The sequence below is a fragment of the Salegentibacter sp. BDJ18 genome, from assembly GCF_017579965.1.
Lineage (GTDB): Bacteria > Bacteroidota > Bacteroidia > Flavobacteriales > Flavobacteriaceae > Salegentibacter.
Genome location: NZ_JAFLQX010000023.1, coordinates 1 through 20762, shown reverse-complemented (window position 1 = coordinate 20762; position 20762 = coordinate 1). Strand labels below are relative to the sequence as shown.

18 protein-coding genes are annotated in these 20762 nt (G+C 36.3%); 10 read left to right on the top strand and 8 right to left on the bottom strand.

The features are described from left to right. Window positions 1-6: 6 nt before the first annotated feature. From J0871_RS12340 to J0871_RS12325, 4 genes are all read right to left on the bottom strand, one after another. On the bottom strand, window positions 7-825 hold the full coding sequence (locus J0871_RS12340; RefSeq protein ID WP_208225656.1) for a molecular chaperone: 819 nt from the start codon (window positions 823-825) through the stop codon (window positions 7-9). Window positions 826-908: 83 nt separating this feature from the next. Beyond that, window positions 909-1403: a DUF4402 domain-containing protein gene (locus J0871_RS12335; RefSeq protein ID WP_208225654.1), complete on the bottom strand. Its 495-nt coding sequence runs from the start codon at window positions 1401-1403 to the stop codon at window positions 909-911. 95 nt (window positions 1404-1498) lie between these two features. Further along, complete coding sequence (locus tag J0871_RS12330; protein ID WP_208225652.1) at window positions 1499-1993, bottom strand: DUF4402 domain-containing protein; 495 nt, start codon at window positions 1991-1993, stop codon at window positions 1499-1501. Between the two features lie 177 nt (window positions 1994-2170). Beyond that, window positions 2171-2671: a DUF4402 domain-containing protein gene (locus J0871_RS12325; protein WP_208225650.1), complete on the bottom strand. Its 501-nt coding sequence runs from the start codon at window positions 2669-2671 to the stop codon at window positions 2171-2173. Window positions 2672-2957: 286 nt separating this feature from the next. Here J0871_RS12325 and J0871_RS12320 point away from each other — a divergent pair, with 286 nt between their 5' ends. Both J0871_RS12320 and J0871_RS12315 read left to right on the top strand, forming a co-directional pair. Then, window positions 2958-3374, top strand: coding sequence for a DoxX family protein (locus J0871_RS12320; protein ID WP_208225649.1), 417 nt, complete (start codon window positions 2958-2960; stop codon window positions 3372-3374). Beyond that, on the top strand, window positions 3374-4771 hold the full coding sequence (locus J0871_RS12315) for an amidohydrolase family protein (RefSeq protein ID WP_208225648.1): 1398 nt from the start codon (window positions 3374-3376) through the stop codon (window positions 4769-4771). Before J0871_RS12320 ends, J0871_RS12315 begins: the two co-directional genes overlap by 1 nt. A gap of 92 nt (window positions 4772-4863) precedes the next feature. On the opposite strand, the gene J0871_RS12310 is transcribed toward J0871_RS12315, so the two are convergent. After that, window positions 4864-5160, bottom strand: a complete 297-nt coding sequence (locus tag J0871_RS12310) for a hypothetical protein (protein ID WP_208225647.1) — start codon at window positions 5158-5160, stop codon at window positions 4864-4866. A gap of 122 nt (window positions 5161-5282) precedes the next feature. After that, a complete protein-coding gene (locus tag J0871_RS12305) occupies window positions 5283-6110 on the bottom strand; it encodes an OmpA family protein (protein ID WP_208225646.1) in 828 nt (275 codons plus the stop codon). Window positions 6111-6490: 380 nt separating this feature from the next. Between J0871_RS12305 and J0871_RS12300 the strand changes: the two genes are divergently transcribed. The 5 genes from J0871_RS12300 (at window position 6491) to J0871_RS12280 (ending at window position 16596) form a co-directional block, all read left to right on the top strand. Then, a complete protein-coding gene (locus tag J0871_RS12300) occupies window positions 6491-7333 on the top strand; it encodes a hypothetical protein (RefSeq protein ID WP_208225645.1) in 843 nt (280 codons plus the stop codon). Window positions 7334-7417: 84 nt separating this feature from the next. Beyond that, window positions 7418-12412, top strand: coding sequence for a translocation/assembly module TamB domain-containing protein (locus tag J0871_RS12295; RefSeq protein ID WP_208225644.1), 4995 nt, complete (start codon window positions 7418-7420; stop codon window positions 12410-12412). Between the two features lie 98 nt (window positions 12413-12510). Then, the gene (locus J0871_RS12290; protein ID WP_208225642.1) at window positions 12511-14781 is read left to right on the top strand and encodes a BamA/TamA family outer membrane protein; all 2271 of its coding nucleotides are present in this window, start codon (window positions 12511-12513) and stop codon (window positions 14779-14781) included. 11 nt (window positions 14782-14792) lie between these two features. Beyond that, a complete protein-coding gene (locus J0871_RS12285; protein ID WP_346014345.1) occupies window positions 14793-15323 on the top strand; it encodes a Crp/Fnr family transcriptional regulator in 531 nt (176 codons plus the stop codon). Between the two features lie 160 nt (window positions 15324-15483). Beyond that, window positions 15484-16596 carry an alkene reductase gene (locus tag J0871_RS12280; RefSeq protein WP_208225640.1) on the top strand — a complete coding sequence of 371 codons (1113 nt, stop codon included), beginning with the start codon at window positions 15484-15486 and terminating at the stop codon, window positions 16594-16596. Between the two features lie 165 nt (window positions 16597-16761). On the opposite strand, the gene J0871_RS12275 is transcribed toward J0871_RS12280, so the two are convergent. Next, window positions 16762-17775 carry a zinc-binding alcohol dehydrogenase family protein gene (locus J0871_RS12275; protein ID WP_208225638.1) on the bottom strand — a complete coding sequence of 338 codons (1014 nt, stop codon included), beginning with the start codon at window positions 17773-17775 and terminating at the stop codon, window positions 16762-16764. Between the two features lie 96 nt (window positions 17776-17871). Beyond that, entirely contained in the window at window positions 17872-18531 is a 660-nt protein-coding gene (gene upp, locus J0871_RS12270; RefSeq protein ID WP_075326945.1) for a uracil phosphoribosyltransferase, read from the bottom strand. A 161-nt stretch (window positions 18532-18692) separates the two neighbouring features. On the opposite strand from upp, the gene J0871_RS12265 reads away from it, so the two are divergent. From J0871_RS12265 to J0871_RS12255, 3 genes are all read left to right on the top strand, one after another. Beyond that, window positions 18693-19310: a hypothetical protein gene (locus tag J0871_RS12265; RefSeq protein WP_208225636.1), complete on the top strand. Its 618-nt coding sequence runs from the start codon at window positions 18693-18695 to the stop codon at window positions 19308-19310. Between the two features lie 91 nt (window positions 19311-19401). Further along, window positions 19402-19863, top strand: a complete 462-nt coding sequence (locus tag J0871_RS12260) for a universal stress protein (RefSeq protein WP_208225634.1) — start codon at window positions 19402-19404, stop codon at window positions 19861-19863. 234 nt (window positions 19864-20097) lie between these two features. Continuing rightward, entirely contained in the window at window positions 20098-20559 is a 462-nt protein-coding gene (locus J0871_RS12255) for a hypothetical protein (protein ID WP_208225632.1), read from the top strand. Window positions 20560-20762: the final 203 nt, after the last annotated feature.

Sequence of the window (20762 nt, the reverse complement as noted above, 5' to 3'; positions counted from 1 at the left end):
TTATGCTTATAACTTCAACTCTGAAGTAGCCAAAGTATCCCCTTTTTCTTCTGAGTAAGATATTTTTAAAGTACCGGAATTCAAATCAACTTCAGTAGCATTTCTAAGCTCAAAGCTAAAAATCCTTTTTTCATAAGGCGTATACACTGAAACTCCTTTTACCATCCCAACCTCGGTTTGAGTACCATTAGGGGCGATATGAGTCGCTGTTAAATTCCCGTAGACTGACATATTTCCGGAACGATTAATTACCAGAGATAATCTTGGGTTCTCAGTATCCGTCTCTAATGCAAGATCGGTAAGTGTAATATTTGTTGTAGATGTTCCTTCTCTAATAATAATGGGGATGCTAATTCCAAATACAGTTTTGATGTTAATGGAAATTCCCTCGCTTTCTTCGGTTTCCTCTGCACCAAGCGCAGTTTGATCTTCTACTGCACGAAAATACATATGGGAACGGTATTCACCCTGTTCCAGGTCTCCGGTTCGGGTTTTTTGTACGCGAATAGTTTGGGCTTCATTGGGAGCCAGACTCACACGTCTTGGAAAATAGCGAAGAAAATCTTCAGCAAATCGCTGACCTTCTTCAGGCGCTTCCACCTGTTCAAAATTTCCTTTTTCGGTCATTATGTAATTCACAAAAGAAATAGCATAAACTGCGGTATCGCTGCCGGTATTAGCCAGGTTTATTTCCTGGGAACGCTCAGAACCTTCAAATACCAAACGTTTAGGCATAATCATTAGATCTCCCTGCGCGTATGTAGCAAGTCCTGAAAAAACAAAAATAAAGAAAAGGAGTAGGGGGCTAAGTAGTTTTTTTATCATATCCGTGGGGGCTGGATTTTGGGTTATATCATTGGGTACAAAGATACTAAATAAGAATTTACCTGTTAAGGAAATCTAAAAATTTAATTATAGGATACCGTTACATTAAATCCGGAAGAATTAGTGTAAAACCCCGAAGTCTGGTTGGCTTCCAGGTTTAAAGTACCGCCAATTTTAATGATATCGATAACATTGCCTTCCTGGGGCTGTATCGTGAATTGATCGATAACAAGTACCTGATTAGGATTTTCCTGGTTGTATAACGTAAATTGTTCGGGTAGGCTAATAGAATAATCATTATTACCATGAGTAACTACTGCTTCGGCGGGGTTTACTGTCCCGGGAATCGAGTTTGAAATTTGAACGCCGTAAGCCACTCGGGAACCATCTGGCGACAAAATCACCTGTCCTGGATTATAAGCACTTATTACGTTACCAAAATCTAAATCTACCGTCTTATCAATTTGTATGGGATCTATAACCGTTGCCCTGCTATTTACCGTAGCCGAAGCCGAATTTTGCGCCGAAAGGCCAAACCCGGCTAAGCTTAAAAATAAAATGAAAAGATAATTTTTCATTGTGATTTTCATAAAAACAGTTATACAAATAGTGGTTTAAACTAAAAAACGCCGCCAAAGGGGCGGCGTTTTTTAGTTTATAAAGTAAGTGTTTACTATTCGTAAGTCACAGTTACATCAAAAGTACCAGTGTAATTTCCAGTACCTTGATTAGCGGCAACATTTAAAGTCGCTCCAACACCAACAGTTTGTTCACTACCCGTACCTGTAGTATTCCCTTCTGCATCATGATTAAATCCGTCTACAGTAATATTTACGGTTCCATTAGTAAGATCAACAGACTCTGGTAATGCAATTGAATAACTAAAACCATCGGCTGCTGTTACATTAAAACTCGCAGCAGTTGGAGTTATTGAACCAATCTGAGATAAAGTAGATGTACTTATGTCACTATCGGTTGCAACAACTACAGTTCCGGCAGCATTATTGGCAACTTTTCCAAAATTTAAATCTTGACTGGATTCGATTGCAATTGGACTTACAATATCTGCCGCTGCATTAGCTGTAGCAGATGCTGTAGATTCTGAAACTTGTGCAAAAGCAGTTCCAGAAATAAGGCTTAAAAGTAGGATAAAAGTAATTTTTTTCATTTTGAGTATTTTTTAAGTTTTGATTTGGGTTTCAAAATTTTAACAGTACAAATATGGGGGTAAACCCCTATACGAATGAAATTTATTCGTTCAACAAAACAAAATACTCGTTGAAATACACTTTTAAACATTTCTTAAAAAAAACTATAACGTTATAGTATTCCGTATTAAAAAAAATTAATTATAGTTAACGGTAACTTGCAGATCATCAGTGGTTTTATAATCTCCCGGTTGTTGGTTTGGGTTTACAATTAAACTGGCACCAATTCTTATAGTTTTACCATCCCCGTTTAAACTACTACCATCAAAGTTAGTAGTAAAATCTTGAAGCAACATACTTTCAACACCACTGGTTAACCTGTGGGTTCCTTTTGGTAAGCTAATCCCAAAAGCAAAACCGCTTTGTCCTGTAACTTGAAAAGTAGCTGCAGAAACATTTCCTCCATCGGCTAAAACTAATTCCCCGGTGGTAATCCTGGTATTATCTGGTGTAAGAATAACCGCTCCGCCATTTTGAGCATCTATATTTGCGAATTGCATATTAGTAGTCGTGGTGATTCCTATAGGTTGAATTATTGTGGCAGAAGCTGTAAAATTGGCTGTAGCCGAGACTTGAGAAAAAACAGGTGACATTCCAGTAAAAAGAAGAATTAAGCTTATTAAATATAATCGCGTCATTAATATATTGCATTAAAAGATTTTCGGAATTTAAAGGTAAAGAAATTCTTTTATCATAATCGATAAAAAACCAAATTTATCGATGAAATACACATATTTGCAGAGTTCTTAATTCGCGAATCGTAATTTCAGCTTAAATGCATATTTCTTAGACATTCGAACTAAGATTAGTGATCTTTTTAAAAAATGAAATAATTTCTCTATTATGAAACCGGAAATTCACTGGATTATGAATAGAATATGTTTAATTTAGAAGATTAGTACTACTATTTGAAAAATCTTATCTATGAAAAACGCTTACACCACCAGTTTAAACCTTCAGAATACCGATTTTGGTCTACTCTTATTTAGAATATTTATCTCTGGCTTAATGCTTACCCACGGGGTTCCAAAACTTATTACATTTTTTGGGAGCGAGGAGATTGCTTTTGCCGATCCTATTGGGCTAGGGGAAACCGTAACCTTTACTTTTGCCGTTTTTGCAGAATTTGTATGTGCCTTACTTATATTAGTTGGATGGGCTACCCGGTTTGCAGCAATTCCTTTAATTATTACCATGGCTGTGGCTGCAATTATTGTTCACTGGACCGATGGTTTTGGTCGCCAGGAATTACCTTTATTATATATGGGAGGATTTCTCTTGCTTTTCTTTACCGGTGCCGGTAAATTTTCCCTGGATTATTATCTTTTAAAGAAAAAGTAATGAAAAATGAGCGTCGGGATTTTTTAAAGAAAACCGGGTTGCTGGGAATTGGCGGATTTATCAGTCCGTTTTCTGTTTTTTCTGAAAATCAACACAAACGCTTTCAATTTCAGCAAAATTCCTATTTAATTAAAAATGCTTGCGTTCTTAGTATGGATGAAGAAATCGGCGATTTTAAATCTGCTGATGTTATTATTGAAAATGGAAAAATAACAAGGTTGGGGAAGAATATTGAAGCTTCCTCAAGCACTGAAACAATAAATGCTGAAGGCGGTATTTTAATTCCCGGCCTTATAGATTGTCATTGGCATTTATGGACTTCCTTATTAAGAAGTATGGCCGGGGATTCTGCTGAAGAAGGTTACTTTAAAATGACGGCACGGTATTCCAGATTATACTCGCCTGAAGATATGAAACTAGCCGCAACTTATGCTATAGCTGAAGCAGTTCATTCGGGAATTACCTGCATAAGCGATTATAATCATAATGCCAGGAGCCCGCAATTTGTACAAGCCAGTTTTGATGCTATGGCCGCAATGGGCATTCGAGGTCACGTTAGTTATGGAACCTATCGTGACATGCCCGATAGCCAGCCTACAGATTTTAAAGCAATTAATGAATTAAAACAGCTTATCAATTCAAATTCAAAGTATAAAGATATTAGTTTGGGCCTGGGATCGCGCTCTGTGAATTATAATAATCTTGAAAAAGACTGGAAGCGTGCCCGGGATTTGGGCTTAAGAATTACCATCCACGCAAGTTCAAACGAGAGTCAGAAAGGTCAGATAGCCTCACTTTTTAAAAAAGGTCTTTTAGCTGAAGATGTCAATATTATTCACGGCAATGCAATAACTCCAGATGAAGTTAAAATGATAGAAGATACCGGGACGAGTCTTACCATGACACCATATTCTGAAATGCGCATTGGCTACGGACTTCCTAAAATAAATGAGCTGTACGAAGCTAATATTAATTGCTGCGTAGGTATAGATACTACCGCTTTAACAGGTAACGCTCACTTACTGGATTCTTTGAAATTGCTGCAAAACCTGGCGAATGCAAATGCCAAAAATGAATTTTACCTGCATTCAAAGGAAGTTTTAAAAATGGCAACAATAAATGGAGCTAAAAATTTGGGTATAGATAAGGAGACAGGTTCTATCACTCCTGGAAAAAGCGCCGATTTGGTTTTATTTAAAAAATCTGATATTAACTTTTCTACGGGGAATAAACCTTATCACCTGGTAATTGAAGCGGCGTTTCCGGAAAATATTGATATGGTGATGGCAAAAGGAAAAATTTTAAAGTACGATGGGAAGCTTACTGGTATAAATACCAACGACTTAATAATTCAGGCTAAAAATCGTTTTGCCGAAATGGAAAAAGATATTAATTAAAAACCTTCCCGAAATTATAGCTTTACAGGAAGGTTTTCAAACTTTTCGATCATCGAATCTATTTAAGCTTTCTTGTCTTGCTTTAAATTCAACTAATTATCTTTTGTAGTATCAGGATCGGGAATATCATCCAGGTCTCGCTTTTTCTTTTCGGTTCCTTTTTTATTAAATCGGTAATTTTCTTCGTCTACCAATTCATCCCTATCATTTTTGGCAGTTTGATTACTACCGGGGATATCTAAATTATCAGCAGTAAAATCTACCGGTTTTTCCCTGTCTAATTCTTTATCCTGACCTTTATTCATACTTCGGCCTTTTTTATTTAAGGCTTGTTTATCTTCAGCAGTAACATTAGAATCATACTTTTTCTTTTCTTCTTGCTTACTCATATCTCTATTTTTCTTTTAAATTAAGAAATAGAAAAGAACCTTCAGGTTAAAAACTGGTTAAAATAAAAAGGCCTAAAAAGAATTAAATCTTTTTAGGCCAGTAATATTGGAAATACGGTTGATTATTCAGATTCCAACATTGCAAAGAATTTATCCAGGTTAGGTATAATTACAATTCTGGTTCTTCTATTTTTAGCTCTACTTTCGTTATCTACATTATCTACTAATGGTTGGTAGCTACTTCTACCGGCTGCGATAAGTTTCTCTGGTGCAACATCGTACTTATCCTGAAGTAAACGAACAATTGAAGTTGCTCTTCTTACACTAAGATCCCAGTTATCCTGGATGTAAGAACCTTCTACCATTGTACGGTCGTCAGTATGTCCTTCAATCATTACCTCCATGGCTGGCTCAGAGTTAATAACTTCAGCAAGCTTTTTTAGTAAAGGTTGTGCACTATTAGATACTCTGTAGCTTCCGCTTCCAAATAATAATTTATCTGAAACATTAATCATTACTACAGTTTCATCTACAGTAATATCAATATCTTCATCATCAGAGCCTTCAGAAATATTGCTTTTTAAATTATGAGAAACCGCAAGATTAATAGAATCTTCTAAAGTTTCGGCACCCGCTACTTTTTCGGGATCCATCTTTGCGATTGTTGCCCGCATCTGAGCCTTGTTATTATTAGACATTACAGTAAGATCGTTCATTTCCATCTTACTATCGTTCTCTTCGCGTAAAGAATTGATTTTTGAGTTGTAATCTGCAACGCGTTCTTCTATACGAGCAAATTTTTCTTCGATTTCCTCTTTTTCTACCTGAGTTTTTTGCAACGTACTACGGGTATCGTTTAATTCCTCTTCTAAAGTAACATACTTTTTCTTAGAAACACACGAGCTTAGCATTGTTGCGGCTAAAACGGTTACGGCGATTGTTCTTTTCATATTTCGGATTTTTTAAGTTAGGCCTTGTATAATTTAGATTTGGTTTTTTGTAAGGCTTGTAGATATTGGGCGAGAATCATACCATGTTGGTAAAGTAGTTGATAGTAGAAAGCAGGTAAACCCCGGTAGTTTTTTTATCTTCTCATTTTATGAGACTTAGAAAGACCCTTTAAGGAGAAATTAACTTTTTAGAATGGTTTTTGAATATAATTTCTATTGATGAAACCTGTAGAATTCTGTTAAATTCTGTGGTAAAATTACACACATTTTTGAAGTTTAAATATCGAATTTGCCCTATTCTTTCAGTGATAAATAACTTAACTACAATAACTTGAGATTGATTTACATAAATATTAGTGCTAATTTAAAAATGGGGAATTATGAGAAATTTAGAATCTTTTTACCGGTTGATTTTCGCCTTACTGCTTGTCTTTAGTTTATCGACGGCTTGTAGTAATGATGACGATGTAGATGAAGTAGATGATGTAACCGATGATATAAATGGATCTGACGACGGCGATGGGAATGGAGATGGAAATGGTGAGCCCGATCCTGATACCGCCGCTGTTTTTGTTTTAATAGATGAGGAGAGCATAGATAACGGAAATGAACCAAATGATTTCACTGAAACTGATGTGAATGATGATATTTCTGAAATTGGGCAGAGAGAGGTACTCGCATACTTTAATGAAAACGCAGGAGAAGAAATCACCCTTTATACTGGGCAAACGGGAGACGAAGCCTGGTTTGTATTAAAAGAGATTCCATCTTCCTGGGATGAAGCCGGGCCCAATGAAAGCGGTGCAAGAAATTTTCTGGAAGCCGGCCCCGGTTTGGGACAGGATGAAAGTGAAGATTTATTAGATGAAATTCCCGAGGTCACCCCACTTAGAGCCACCGGCTTATCTATGTTAACCGGTCAAACCATTATTGCGATAGTTTATGATAGCGATATTAGTATTAATTACGATCCCTTAGAAGGTGATTTGCAGGGAGAAAATCTTGGGGTAGTGGCTTTTGAAGTATTAAATGTTACCGAAAGGACAGATGGTTCAGATTCAGATCTTCCTTCTGTAAATATCAGGATATTAGATTATGCAGCAGTTCCAGCGTTGGAATTGAACTTATTTAGCAACGCGCCAACGCCTGAATCTTCTTCAGAACCTGAAGATACCACCCCGCCAGAAACGATTCCAGATATTGAATTAAGTCCCGCTGAATAATGCTTAATTAACTAAACCTTAAGCCTAAAAACTTCATTTTATTGTAAGAATACAATAAATTTGAAATTCTAGCGATCACTGGATTTGGAAAAAGAAAAAAAGAAGAAGAAAAAAAGATACCGCATATTAAAGATCCTCGCAAAATTCTTTGCGGGGCTCTTTATTTTTATAATACTTTTGCTCCTTTTTATTAGAAGTCCCTGGGGCCAGGACATCATTAAAGAGCAGGTAGTGAAGAATATTTCAGGTAAAACGAATACCGAAATTAGCCTCGATAAACTCTTTATAACCTTTGCCGGAAATATCCAACTCGATGGTCTTTATCTGGAAGATAAAAAAGGCGATACCCTGGTTTATTCAAAATCCCTGGAAGCCGATATTCCTATTTGGCCCATTATTCAGGGAAATGCTATAAGTATAGATAATTTAGATTGGGAAGGCTTAAAAGCCAATATTACCCGAAAAGATTCTATTGAAGGTTTTAACTACGAATTTTTAATGAAAGCCTTCGCGGCAGATTCTACCCAACAAACTCAAACCACGACCGCACAAGATACTACTGCCACGCAGGAAATAAATATTGGCGATTTAAGTTTTAAAGATTTTGACATCACTTTTAAAGATGATGTTATGGGAATTGACACCCAGATTGAGCTTGAGGAACTCATCCTGGAACTGGAAAAAACCGATCTTGAAAAAATGGATTTCCGTGCCAAAAATGCCAGGATAACCAACGCTCAAATAAACTATACACAAACCAAACCATTTCCCGAACCACAAAATGAAGAACCGGCACCTATGCCTTATCTGGTGGTAGATAATTTTAACCTGGAAAATGTGCAGGCTAATTATAATTCTATTCCAGATGGTATTAATGCAAATCTTGATATAGATGAATTTTTAGCTGAAGTCCCATTAATGGATCTTAAAGCTCAGGAGATTAAAGTGAATAGTATTGCACTTAATAATTCTGATATTAAAGTTGAAATGAAAACTTTAGAAAAAAATCAGGATAGCACCACAACCGAAGCTTCCCCTTTTACCTGGCCCGAATGGAAAGTTGCTGTAAATGAAATTAATTTTTCTGAAAATAAACTAAGTTATTTAGTAGATAGCGCCGAGCCTAAACGGGGGAGATTTAATCCTGAAGCCCTGGTACTTGATTCTCTTAATTTTAATGCCAATAATTTATTTTTAAAAGATCAAGGTGCAGGGGGAGAAGTTGCTGCTTTAAATTTTAATGAAGCCTCGGGCCTTAATTTAAAAAAGCTGAATTTCAACTTAAATCTCGAAGAAACGCAATTAAACCTTTCAGACCTGGCATTGGCTTTAAATGAAAATGAATTAGAAGGTGAGGCTACAGTAAGATATAATTCCATTCAGGAGTTGATTGATAATTCTGAAAATGCAGAGCTTGCGTTAGATTTCCCTACAATATTAGTAGATATAAAAGATGCTTTTAGATTTCAGCCAGATTTAAGGTCTAATCCTTATATGAAGGAATTAAGCACAAATAAAGTATCGGGTAATCTTCTGGCTTCAGGAAAACTTTCGGCAATAGATATTTCAAGAGCAAATTTTAGATGGAAAAATACTTTATTTTCAGCTAACGGAAATATTTATAATGCTACTGATCCCGATAATATTCGGTTTAATATTCCGCGTTTTAATGCCAAATCCCGAAAATCAGATCTCACCGGGTTTGTTAGCGAAAAAGACCTGGGAATTAGTATTCCTAAAAATATTCAGCTTAGTGGGAATTTTGAAGGAGGCCTGGAAGATCTTTCTACCAAAGCCCTTTTACAAACTTCAGAAGGTGATATTCGTATAAACGGGAACTTCTCAAACCAGGAAGAAATTGTTTTTGAAGGAACCGTGACTTCAGAAGAACTTCAGCTTGGAAATATTCTGCAAAATGAAAGCCTGGGTGCATTAAATATTGAAATTGAAACTTCCGGAAAAGGAAGTACCATAAACACGCTGGATGCTACACTGGATGCGAAAATAACTTCATTTGCATATAACAACTACGAGATAAAAAATCTAAATATTCAAGGTGATATTGAAAATGGAAGCGGGAACATCACCTCAAGTTATAAAGACGATAATTTAGAATTAGCGCTAAATTCACAGGTAGAGCTAGATTCGGTTAAACCTAGAGCGAACCTTAATTTAGATCTAAAAGGGGCCAGGTTACAGGAACTGGGACTGGCTTCCCGGGATATTCGTTTAGCCTTTAAACTTGCCGCGCAATATGAGGGCAATGCTGAAGAATATGAAACTTACGCCGATATTAAAGATGCGGTGGTAGTTTATGATAATAATACCTATCTCCCCGGCGATTTAAGTGCTCACGCTTTTGTGCGAACCGATTCTACTTCACTGCAAATCAGTAACAAGATTTTGGAACTCGATTTAAAATCTAATGCCGATCCTGTAGATTTTTCCAATGCATTAAATCGCCATTACGAATCTTATTTTACCGAGGTAGATCCTTTAGATACGGTACAAAAACCGGTAAATTTAAAACTGCGCGGTACCATAATGGATGATCCTGTTTTAAGCGAAGTTTTCTTAGCTAATTTAGAAGAATTAGATACTATTCATATTGAAGCCGATTTTAATGAAAAAGAGCGAAAACTCGACGCTTTGGTAAGTTTACCATATATAAATTATTACAGCAGTGAAATAGATAGTCTGGAATTCAGCTTAAATTCAGATCCCGAGAATTTTGATTTTAATCTTGGATTTAATGCGATTAATTCAGGCCCAATCGCTATTCAAAAAACCGATTTCTACGGAAGCCTAACGGCAGATAAACTTTTCCTTGATTTCACATCAATGCAAGGCGAAGATCGTTTAATTCATATGGCTTCAGAAATTACGAAACCGGGAGACAGCCTTAAATTTCATATAAATCCTGAAGATTTAATCTTGAATAAAAAAGAGTGGAATATTACTGCCGATAATGAAATGATTGTTTACGAGCAGGAAATTACTGCGAATAATTTTAGGTTAACCCGAAATAACCAGGAAATGCTGTTAAGCAGTGGACTTTCTTATTCCGATAAGAATCATATTGGTTTAGAGTTTAATAATTTCAATTTAGCCGCGCTGCTTAATTATTTAAATCCTGAAGAAGAATTAGCTACAGGACAGTTAAACGGTCATTTAATTTTTGAAGATCCGTTGCAAAAAATTGGAATTCTTGCAGGAATGGAGATCAACCAGCTAAATGTAATGCAGGTAGATCTTGGTAAACTAAGCTTGAATTCTACACCTAAAGCCGATTTCTTATACGATGTTGGCCTTGCGATAAAAGGAGATAATGTAGATCTTGATATGACGGGCGATTTTCAGGCGCTGGATTCTACCACCGTTGTGGATATGGAAATGCAAATCAATAAGATTAGTATGAAAACCGTTGAAGGTTTTTCTATGGGTGAGATTAATAATGGAGAAGGAAGTTTTTCCGGCAATTTAAGCCTTGGAGGGACCACCACCGAACCGGAATATAACGGCCAGCTTCAATTTGATGAAGCACAATTTCGAGTAGCCATGCTTAATGCACCCTTTAAATTTCCATCAGAAACTTTAGAATTTGATAATGCGGGAATCTATTTTAATGAATTTAGAGTGGAAGATAAAGATGCCAACTCGTTTGTAATAAATGGAGAGGTTTTAACCGAAAATTTACTAAATCCTGAATTCGATTTAAATTTTAAAGCCAGGAATTTCCAGGTGCTTAATTCTACCAAAGAAGATAACGAAATGTTCTATGGCACCGCCACCTTTGATGCTGATGCAACTTTAACCGGTGATCTTAATATTCCTATTTTGGATATGAATATCACCATAGGTTCTAATACCGATTTCACCTATGTAATGGTTGAAGAGGAATTGGCTATGCAGGAGCGAGACGGAATTGTGATTTTTACAAACCGGGAAGATCCAGATGATATTCTTACCGGAAACGAAGAAGAAGAATCGGCTACGCTTACTGGTTATGATATTAATGCACGAATTAATATAAATGAAGAAGCCGCATTTAGTATAATTATAGATGAACAAACCGGCGATAATTTTAGGGTAAAGGGAGAGGGAGAATTAGATTTTAATATTTCACCGAACGGAAGAATGAGCCTGGCTGGCCGCTATACAATGAACGACGGGCACTATGAAATGAGTTTATATAATTTGGTAAAGCGTAGATTTGATATCGCTGAAGGCAGCCGAATTTCCTGGGCGGGAGATCCTTTTGATGCTTCTTTAGATGTGAGTGCTATTTATAGGGTAGAAGCTTCACCTTCTTCTCTCATGGCTACAACACAGGGTGCAGGGAATAACCAGTTTAGAAGAGAGTTACCATTTTTGGTTTATCTTAATGTAGATGGAGAATTAATGCAGCCTAAGCTATCTTTTGGCCTGCAAATGCCAGAAGAAGAACGGGGTGCCGGTGGTGGCCAGGTTTACGGTCGCTTACAACAATTGAACAACCAGGAAGCAGAGTTAAATAAACAGGTTTTTTCCTTATTGGTACTTAACCGTTTTTATCCCACATCGGGCAGTGCTGGAGACGGTGGTGGAAATCTTTCTATTGCGCGCGATAATTTAAATCAGGCGCTTTCAGATCAATTAAATATGTTCTCAGATAAATTACTGGGAGATACCGGCGTTGAACTAAATTTTGGAGTAGATAGTTATACCGATTATCAGGGCAATACCGCTACCGAACGTACACAGGTAGATATAGAAGCCCAAAAGCGCTTACTGGACGATCGTTTAATTGTGAGTGTGGGGAGTGAAGTAGATGTGCAGGGAAGTAATCGTCCCGGCGAAGAAGCGAGTCCGGTGATTGGAAATGTAAGCATAGAGTATTTACTTACTGAAACCGGAAGATTTAGATTAAAAGGTTTTAGAAGAAATGAGTTTGAAAATGTTATAGACGGCCAGCTTATTGTTAGCGGGATAGCCTTTATTTTTACTCGGGAATTCAATGAATTTCAAGAGCTATGGGATAATTTCTTTTTGAAAGAAGACGAAGAAGAGCAGCCTGAAAATAAGGATAAAAAAAATTAATAGGCGTAACCAGAATTTTACAAAATCCCCAGGAATTATCAATCTCGGGATAATGTAAGTTTTACCAAATAAACCCTTTAGGATTGAAATTATTATAAATGAAAATTTACTTAAAATATATCGCATATCTATGTGCAGTGCTTTTTCTCCTTCAGGCTTGTAATGTGAAGAAATTTGTTCCCGAAGACGAATTACTTTACAAGGGAGCCAAAATTACCATGGAGAGCGACACAAGTATTAAAAAACGTGCCCGCCTAAAAGCAGAGCTGGAGACGGTTTTAAGACCAGAGCCCAATAGTTCTTTTCTAGGAATGCAACCAGGACTTTATTTTTATTATAAAGCTCAACGTGAAAAGCCGGGTTTCATCAATAAATTTTTGAACAAACAAATAGGGGAAGAGCCGGTTTACGCAAGTGATGTAGATCCTCTTAGAACTGAAGATTTGTTGAAAAACAGGCTGGAGAACAGAGGCTTTTTCTACAGTACCGTAGTTTCTACCGAGAACAGGAAAGAGAAGAAAAAAGAAATGGATGTAGCTTATAATATTGAGGTACCTACGCCATACTTACTGGAGAATTATAAGTTAGACTCAGATTCACTCAAGATTTTTAAGGAAATAGGTAACAATTTAGAAAATTCTCCAATAGAAAAAGGAATGCGATTTGACCTTGCAGCTTTAAAATTGGAAAGAGAGCGAATTGATGCCAATTTAAAATCTAAAGGCTATTATAATTTCAATCCAGGGTTTTTAATTTTTGAAGCAGATACTAATCAATATGAACATAAGAATTTTGATCTCTTTTTAAGATTGAAAAAAGATGTTCCTACTGAAAGTATTATTCCTTATAAATTAAAAAGCGTTAATATTTATCCCAATTATGAAGTAGGAACCGATAGTACTACCGCAAAAACCCGCTATGCTGAAAAGAACTTCTTTCAAAAAGAAATATTTTTTAAACCTAAACATTTAGATCCTTACATTTTACTGGAAGAAGGGCAGTATTATAACCCTGAAAATTCCCGAAATACCGCCAGGAGACTGGGAGACATTGGCGCTTACAAATTCGTAAATATAAATTATACCGAAATTGATAGCCTCTCTATTGATAGTTTGGGAGTGCTGGAAACCAATATTTATCTTTCTCCATTAAATAAACGCTCCTTGCGGGCAGAAATCCAGGCGGTAACAAAATCTAACGGCTTTACCGGCCCAAGTTTAGCTTTAGGCTATACTAACAGGAATCTTTTTAAGGGCGGAGAAATTCTAAATGTTACCGGAGATTTTGGTTATGAAGTACAAACCGGCGGAGGCACGCAGGCGGGATTAAACAGTATACAATTAGGTTTACAGGGAGATCTTATTTTTCCCAGGTTATTATTCCCCATTAATTTTGATAAAAACTGGTTTTCATATTCCATCCCAAAAACAAAGACCAGTTTAGGTTTTGATTATCTTACCCGAAGTAAGCTTTTTAGTCTTGGCTCAGTTTCTGCGCGGTTTGGTTATCTCTGGAATGCCAATCGTTTTGTAACCCACGAGTTCTATCCTATTTCTTTAAATTATGTCAACCTGGGTAATACCACCCAGGAATTTCAGGATATTTTGGACGACAACCCGTTTTTAGAAAGAAGTTTTAACCAGGAATTTATTGCCGGTTTAACCTATTCTTTTCTTTATAACGGTCTTATAGACGGGAATAGCAGGCACCAGTTCTTTATAAACTCTACTTTAGATGTGGCTGGAAATTTAATTGATGCCATAAGCGGGCACGGGGAAGAAAATCCGCAAACCTTTTTAAATCTTGAATATGCCCAATACGCCAAAGCCGATATTGATTTGCGGTATCATTTAAAAACAGGATCAGATTCTAAAATAGCTACCAGGCTGTTTGCCGGCTATGGTTTGCCTTATGGGAATTCTGATGTATTACCCTTTACAAAACAATATTTTGCCGGGGGGCCTTATAGCGTAAGAGCTTTTAATACGCGTTCTTTAGGTCCCGGAACGTATACGCCGCCAGATGAAGAAGGTGCATTTTTTGACCAGGCTGGTAATATTAGGCTGGAAGCTAACCTGGAATATCGTTTTCCGCTTTTTCCATACTTATACGGTGCTGTTTTTGCCGATGCCGGTAATGTTTGGAACACCGGAGAAAACAGCACGCTGGAGGGAGGAGAATTCAGTAAAAACTTTATGAACGAGCTGGGCATTGGTACCGGCTTTGGTTTAAGGGTAGATATTCAAAGTTTTGTGATTCGTGTAGATCTCGCGGCTCCTTTACACGATCCCTCTTTACAGGAAGGTGAGCGCTGGGAATTTGATTATGCAAATCCGGTCTTGAATTTCGCTATAGGTTATCCGTTCTAATAGTGTTGATAATGCATAAAGAAATTTTAAAACACGTAACTTCAAAAATCAATCTTTATAAAGATGAACAACGAGAATTTACTGGTGTTCTATCAGAAAAACGTATTTCAAAAAAAGAATTTCTAATTAAACCGGGGCAGGCTGTAGACTATGAATATTACGTGGTTAAGGGGTGTTTAAAAGCCTTTTATTTAGATGAAAATGGTAATAAGCATATTATTCAGTTTGCCGTAGAAGACTGGTGGATAAGCGATTTTGAAGCTTTCTTCGGAAATTATCCGGCTCAGTTATATGTTGAAACCATAGAGGATTCGGTTCTCCTGGGAATTCATCGCGATACCCTTGAAACTTTATATAAGCGAATTCCTAAATTTGAACGTTTTTTCAGAATTAAAACTACCAATGCTTTTGTGGCACTTAGAAGTAGAATTCTTTCTTCACTTCAAAAAAATAACAAAGAGCGCTACCTCGAATTCTGCCAAACCTATCCCCAAATTGAAATCGCGTTCCCAATTACCATATTGCGAACTATCTTGGTATAAAACCAGAAAGCCTAAGCAGGCTGCGAAAAGAGCTGTCTTAGCTTAACATTTTTTAACACGCGCTGCTAACATACATCAAGTAGTTTCTTTCCTTTTTCATATAATTTAGCTTTTAAAAATTGCTAAGAAAAAGATTGATTAATACAACCGAAAAAAAGCTATGAGTAAAGAACAACATTTATTAAAATCATATAATTTAAACGGATTAGAACTTCCTAATAGAGTGGTGATGGCACCAATGACGCGTAGTAGGGCTGATAATTCTGAAAATACGCCTATTGAAGGTCTACACGACGTTTATTATACACAAAGAGCTTCTGCCGGACTTATTATTACCGAAGGTTCCCAGGTTTCTAAAGAAGCTGTGGGGTATGTAAATACTCCCGGAATTTACAGTAAAGAGCAAATTGCTGGCTGGAAAATGGTAAATAAAAAAGTGCATGAAGCTAAAGGCAGAATGTTTATTCAGCTGTGGCACGTGGGTAGAATGTCTCATCCCGATTTTCATAATGGGAATTTACCTTTATCTGCTTCAGCAATAAATCCTGAAGCCCAATCTTATACACCGGAAGGTTTTAAAGATACCGTGACGCCAAAAGAAATGACGATTGAAGATATTAAAAGAACGATCCAGGATTTTAAAAATGCGGCTAAAAATGCAATGAAGGCCGATTTTGATGGAGTTGAAATTCATTCCTCGAATGGATATTTATTTCACCAGTTTTTTAATGGAACTTCTAATAAAAGAAATGATGAATATGGCGGAAGCATAGAAAATCGTGCAAAGATCTTGTTTGAAACCATAGATGCGATTAAAGAAGTAATGCCAGAGCAAAAAATTGGTTTAAGATTAAACCCGTCCCTGAACGGTATTTTTGGAATGACGATGGATGAAGAAACCATCCCAACTTTCGATTATATTATTAAGAAATTGAACGATTACGATCTTGCTTATCTGCATTTGTCAGAGCCTTTTAACGATGTTTCAGATGTTCCTTATGCGATAACTGAAATCGCGAAAAGATACCGGCCAATGTATAATGGTACTTTAATGATTAACGCAGGCTTTGATCAGGAATCTGGAAATAAAGTAATTGAAGAAGGAAATGCCGATTTGGTAGCCTTTGGAAAACCTTATATCTCTAATCCCGATTTAGTAGAGCGTTTTGCTGAAAATATTCCGCTTTCAGACTGGGACACCGATACTTTCTATGTGCCCGGCGCAAAAGGTTATATAGATTACGAAGCTAAAACCAGAAAGCAGGAAGCTTAAAAGATCCTGTCTAATTGTAATTAGAAGAGGTTGTTTGTTAAGTTTTAAGCCGTCACCCTGAACTAGTTTCAGGGTCTAACATGTTTAAAATCATGAACATATTAGATGCTGAAACGAGTTCAGCATGACGCTAAAAGATTAATTCCAAACAACCTCTTTTTTATTTTAAAACGAAATCACATTCTTGCCAATAGATTTCCCCGATTCTTGAAGACTATGAACTTCTTTAAAAGTTTCGGAACTTAATCCTGAAAAAGTTTTATTTAATGTGGTTTCAATAGTTTTTTCTTCTAAAAGTTTAGAAACTCTCTCCAGTATTTCGTGCTGTTTGTGCATATCTGGAGTTTGAAATTTAGCTCGGGTAAACATCAATTCCCAGTGAAATGCCACACTTTTACCCTTAAGTTTATTTAAATCTACTTTATCTTTTGTTTCAACAATAGAGCAAATTTCTCCCTGTGGTTTTATGAGTTCGGCCATTGCATCCCAATGCAGTTCGGTATCAGAAAAGTTGAGAATATAATCTACGTTTTCATAACCTTTAGTTTTCATTTCATCTACTAAATTCTTATGATTTACAATAACATCAGCGCCCATATTTCTACACCATGCTTCGGTTTCATTCCTGGATGCAGTGGCAATCACATTAAATTTGGTAAGTTTCTTTAAAAGCTGAATTCCAATAGAACCAACTCCGCCGGCACCGCCAATAACAAGAATATCCCGGTTTCCCCCTGAATTTTCTTCAATTTTTAAACGCTCAAAAATACATTCCCAGGCTGTGAGCGCGGTTAGGGGTAAAGCGGCTGCTTCTTCAAAAGAAAGGTTTTTAGGTTTATGGCCTGCAATATTTTCGTTTACTAACTGTAATTCGGCATTGCAACCCGGCCGGTCAATCTCGCCGGCATAAAAAACTTCATCGCCCTGTTTGAATTTAGTCACTTTATTTCCTACCCGTTCTACAATTCCGGCAGCATCCCACCCTAAAATTTTGGGTGTATCTAACTCTTTATCTTTTGCAGCATTTTGCCTCACTTTAAAATCTACAGGATTTACAGAAACGGCTTTAATACGCACCAATAGATCTGAATCTCCCGGCTTCGGTTCTTCAGTATTAAATTCAATAAAACTATCTGAATGATCTATAGGAAGCGATTTTTTTATTCCAACGGCTTTCATAATTTATTTTTTAAGAATTAGCATATTAATATGTGAATTTAAGAAATAAACAAGCCAGCGCCCAGCACTTAAGAAAACAATAAGAACTGGATATTATTAATGCTGAAGTTTGCCGCCATAGCAAAGATCTCCGGCATCCCCAAGTCCTGGGACAATATATCCGCGATCGTTTAATTCTTTATCTATGGTTGCGATCCAGAGTTTGGTATCTGCAGGAAATTCTTCAGCTACGTGGGCAATGCCTTCTTCGGCACCAATTACGGCTACTAAATGAATTTCTTTGGGTTTACCCATATGTTCCAGAGCCTTCATCACATTTACAAAAGAACGGCCGGTAGCCAGCATTGGGTCGGCAAGTATTAGGGTTTTTCCTTCCAGGGAAGGCGAGGCAAGGTATTCTACTACTATTTCAAAATTCTCATCGTTTGTTGGATGATGGCGATATGCTGAAATAAAGGAATTCTCAGCATCATCAAAATAATTTAATAAACCATTATGTAAAGGAAGTCCGGCGCGTAAAATAGAACAAAGTGCAACCTGGGTTTCAGGTAATTGCACTTCAGCATTCCCTAGTGGCGTATTTATATTTTTTGAAGTAAATTTTAGCGTTTTACTTAGTTCGTAGCCTAAAATTTCGCCTAAACGCTCAATATTTCTGCGAAAACGCATTCTATCTTTCTGAATTTCAGTATCTCTGAGTTGTGCTACAAATTTTCCGGCTATAGAATTTTCTTCTAAGAGATGATTTATTTGCATGGTAGTTTTTAAATTTTTGAACTTTCCTGGTGAGTAAAGATAAGTAATTGTTTTTCGAATGGCCTGAGCGGGAGGGCTACATTTCAGGTTTATCTTAAAAGATTTTTCTGTATGCTAATTTGGCTGTATTTTTGATATAATTAGCTTAAAGAATTCATTTTATGAAGTTTATCTATACATTCTTGTTTTTTTGCTTCACCTTAATAAGCTACGGGCAAATAGATCTTCCTGCTACCAATAATACCGGAGGAATTCTAAAAGCTGAGCCTGAAACAAAATCTTCTGGTTTTCCTATTCTTAGAGCCGAAGAATCTAACGAAGAAAGCAAATACCTACGAGAAAAACCTAAAACAATAGACTTTAGAGAAAAACCTAATAATTTAAAAACCGCTGGAGATGCCGTAAAGGAGAAGTGGACAGCAGATAAAGAAGCTTTAAATAAATATAAGGAAGACCAGTATTTAGGCGACTTTAAAACTACCGGTAAATTTGTTGAGCTGTATTGCCGCGACCATCAATTTGTAGATGGTGACCAGGTAAATATTTATGTAAATGGTAATTTTATAAAACGGGTAGTACTGGGCAGCGGTTATCACCCTGTTTTAGTTACGTTAGAAAGCGGGTTTAATAATATTGAATTTGAAGCGATAAACCAGGGCTCTTCAGGTCCTAATACCGCGCAGTTAAAAGTTTTGGAAGAAAACGGAAACCTGGTTGCTTCTAAAGAATGGAACCTTTTAACCGGCGCCAAAGCGAGCTTAATTGTGGTTAAAGAATAAATTTAACCAGATTTCCTTTTTCAACCGATTCATTACCAATTATTCTAATTTTTAAAATTCATTTAATAACTTTATAAGAAATCCCAATCTTATGAAGCGTATATTAATTGCAATAGATTATCATCCTGTTTCAGAAAAAGTGGCTGAAGCCGGTTACAAACTCGCCAAACAATTAGATGCCCGGGTTTGTTTACTTCACGTAATGGCCAATGTAAGTTACTACGGAATTGATTATCCTACGTTTATGGGATATTCTGGCTATGATGAAATGGCTGTAAATTTAGATATCGCACAGGAAATGCGGGAGGTTGTAGAAGATTTTTTGGAGACTGCAGCAAAACACCTTAACGATGAAAATGTAGAAACGCATTTAGCCGAAGGTGATGCCGCCACCGCAATTCTAGAATATTCTAAAACCTGGAATGCCGATTTGGTGGTAATGGGAACGCATAGCCATTCGGTTTTTGAAAAACTTTTAATGGGAACAGTTGCATCAAATGTTTTGGAAAAGACCGAAGTGCCAGTTTTTATGGTGCCAATTAAGAAGGATTGATTTTAAATAATTTCAAATCGTCATTCTGAATTTATTTCAGAATCTAATATGATGAATTAATAACAATTTAAAATGAATCCAGCTTAGTTTTCCGAAATTTACTTTTTAAATTTTACTTTCAATATTTAGCTCTTATGATTTATCTATATTAGTATACGCTTTTATTCTACCTTAATAATATTTCATATATTGCGATATATTATAAATTAAATAGATTTATACGCAAAATTAATTATGAAAGAAAGCTCAAAAATTCCGATTTCTGACTCGCAAAGATTAAAAACAGTATTAGATTTACTGGATATTTCAGCTTATAAATTAGCCAAAACATTAGGCTACAAAACACCCTCTTCTGTTTATCACATTACAGAAGGAAGAAACCAGCTTTCCTCAGATATGATAAATGGAATAGTTAAAAACTACCCAAGAGTAAACTATCTATTTCTGAAAGAAGGAAAAGGAGAGGCTCTGCTTACAATGCAAGATAAAATTAAGGGACAACAAGAACTTTTTGGCTTCAGTAAAGAGAAGTATATTCATATTTCTGAAGAGAAAAAAGATTATCCTTTAAAAGAGGGTGAAAACGCACTTTACTTTCTTAAAGAGATTTGCGAACAGTCCAAACAAACCACCCAGCTTTTAAAGCTTATTTACCAGGAACAAATTGAAATCAAAAAGGCTTTATCAAATAAGTAAATTATCATTCTTGAATGATGATTAAGTTAAAGAAGGAAGACTTTAAAAAAAGGCTTTTTCAGATATGAGATATTTAGGACACTATCCCGCAAAGTGTGTAAAGTTAAAATAACAGGGGTTGGACTTTTTAAAGTCTGACCCTTTTTTCATAGATCGTAAGGAACTGATTTAAAATAATGCCCCAGTTCCTAATTGGCATTGAC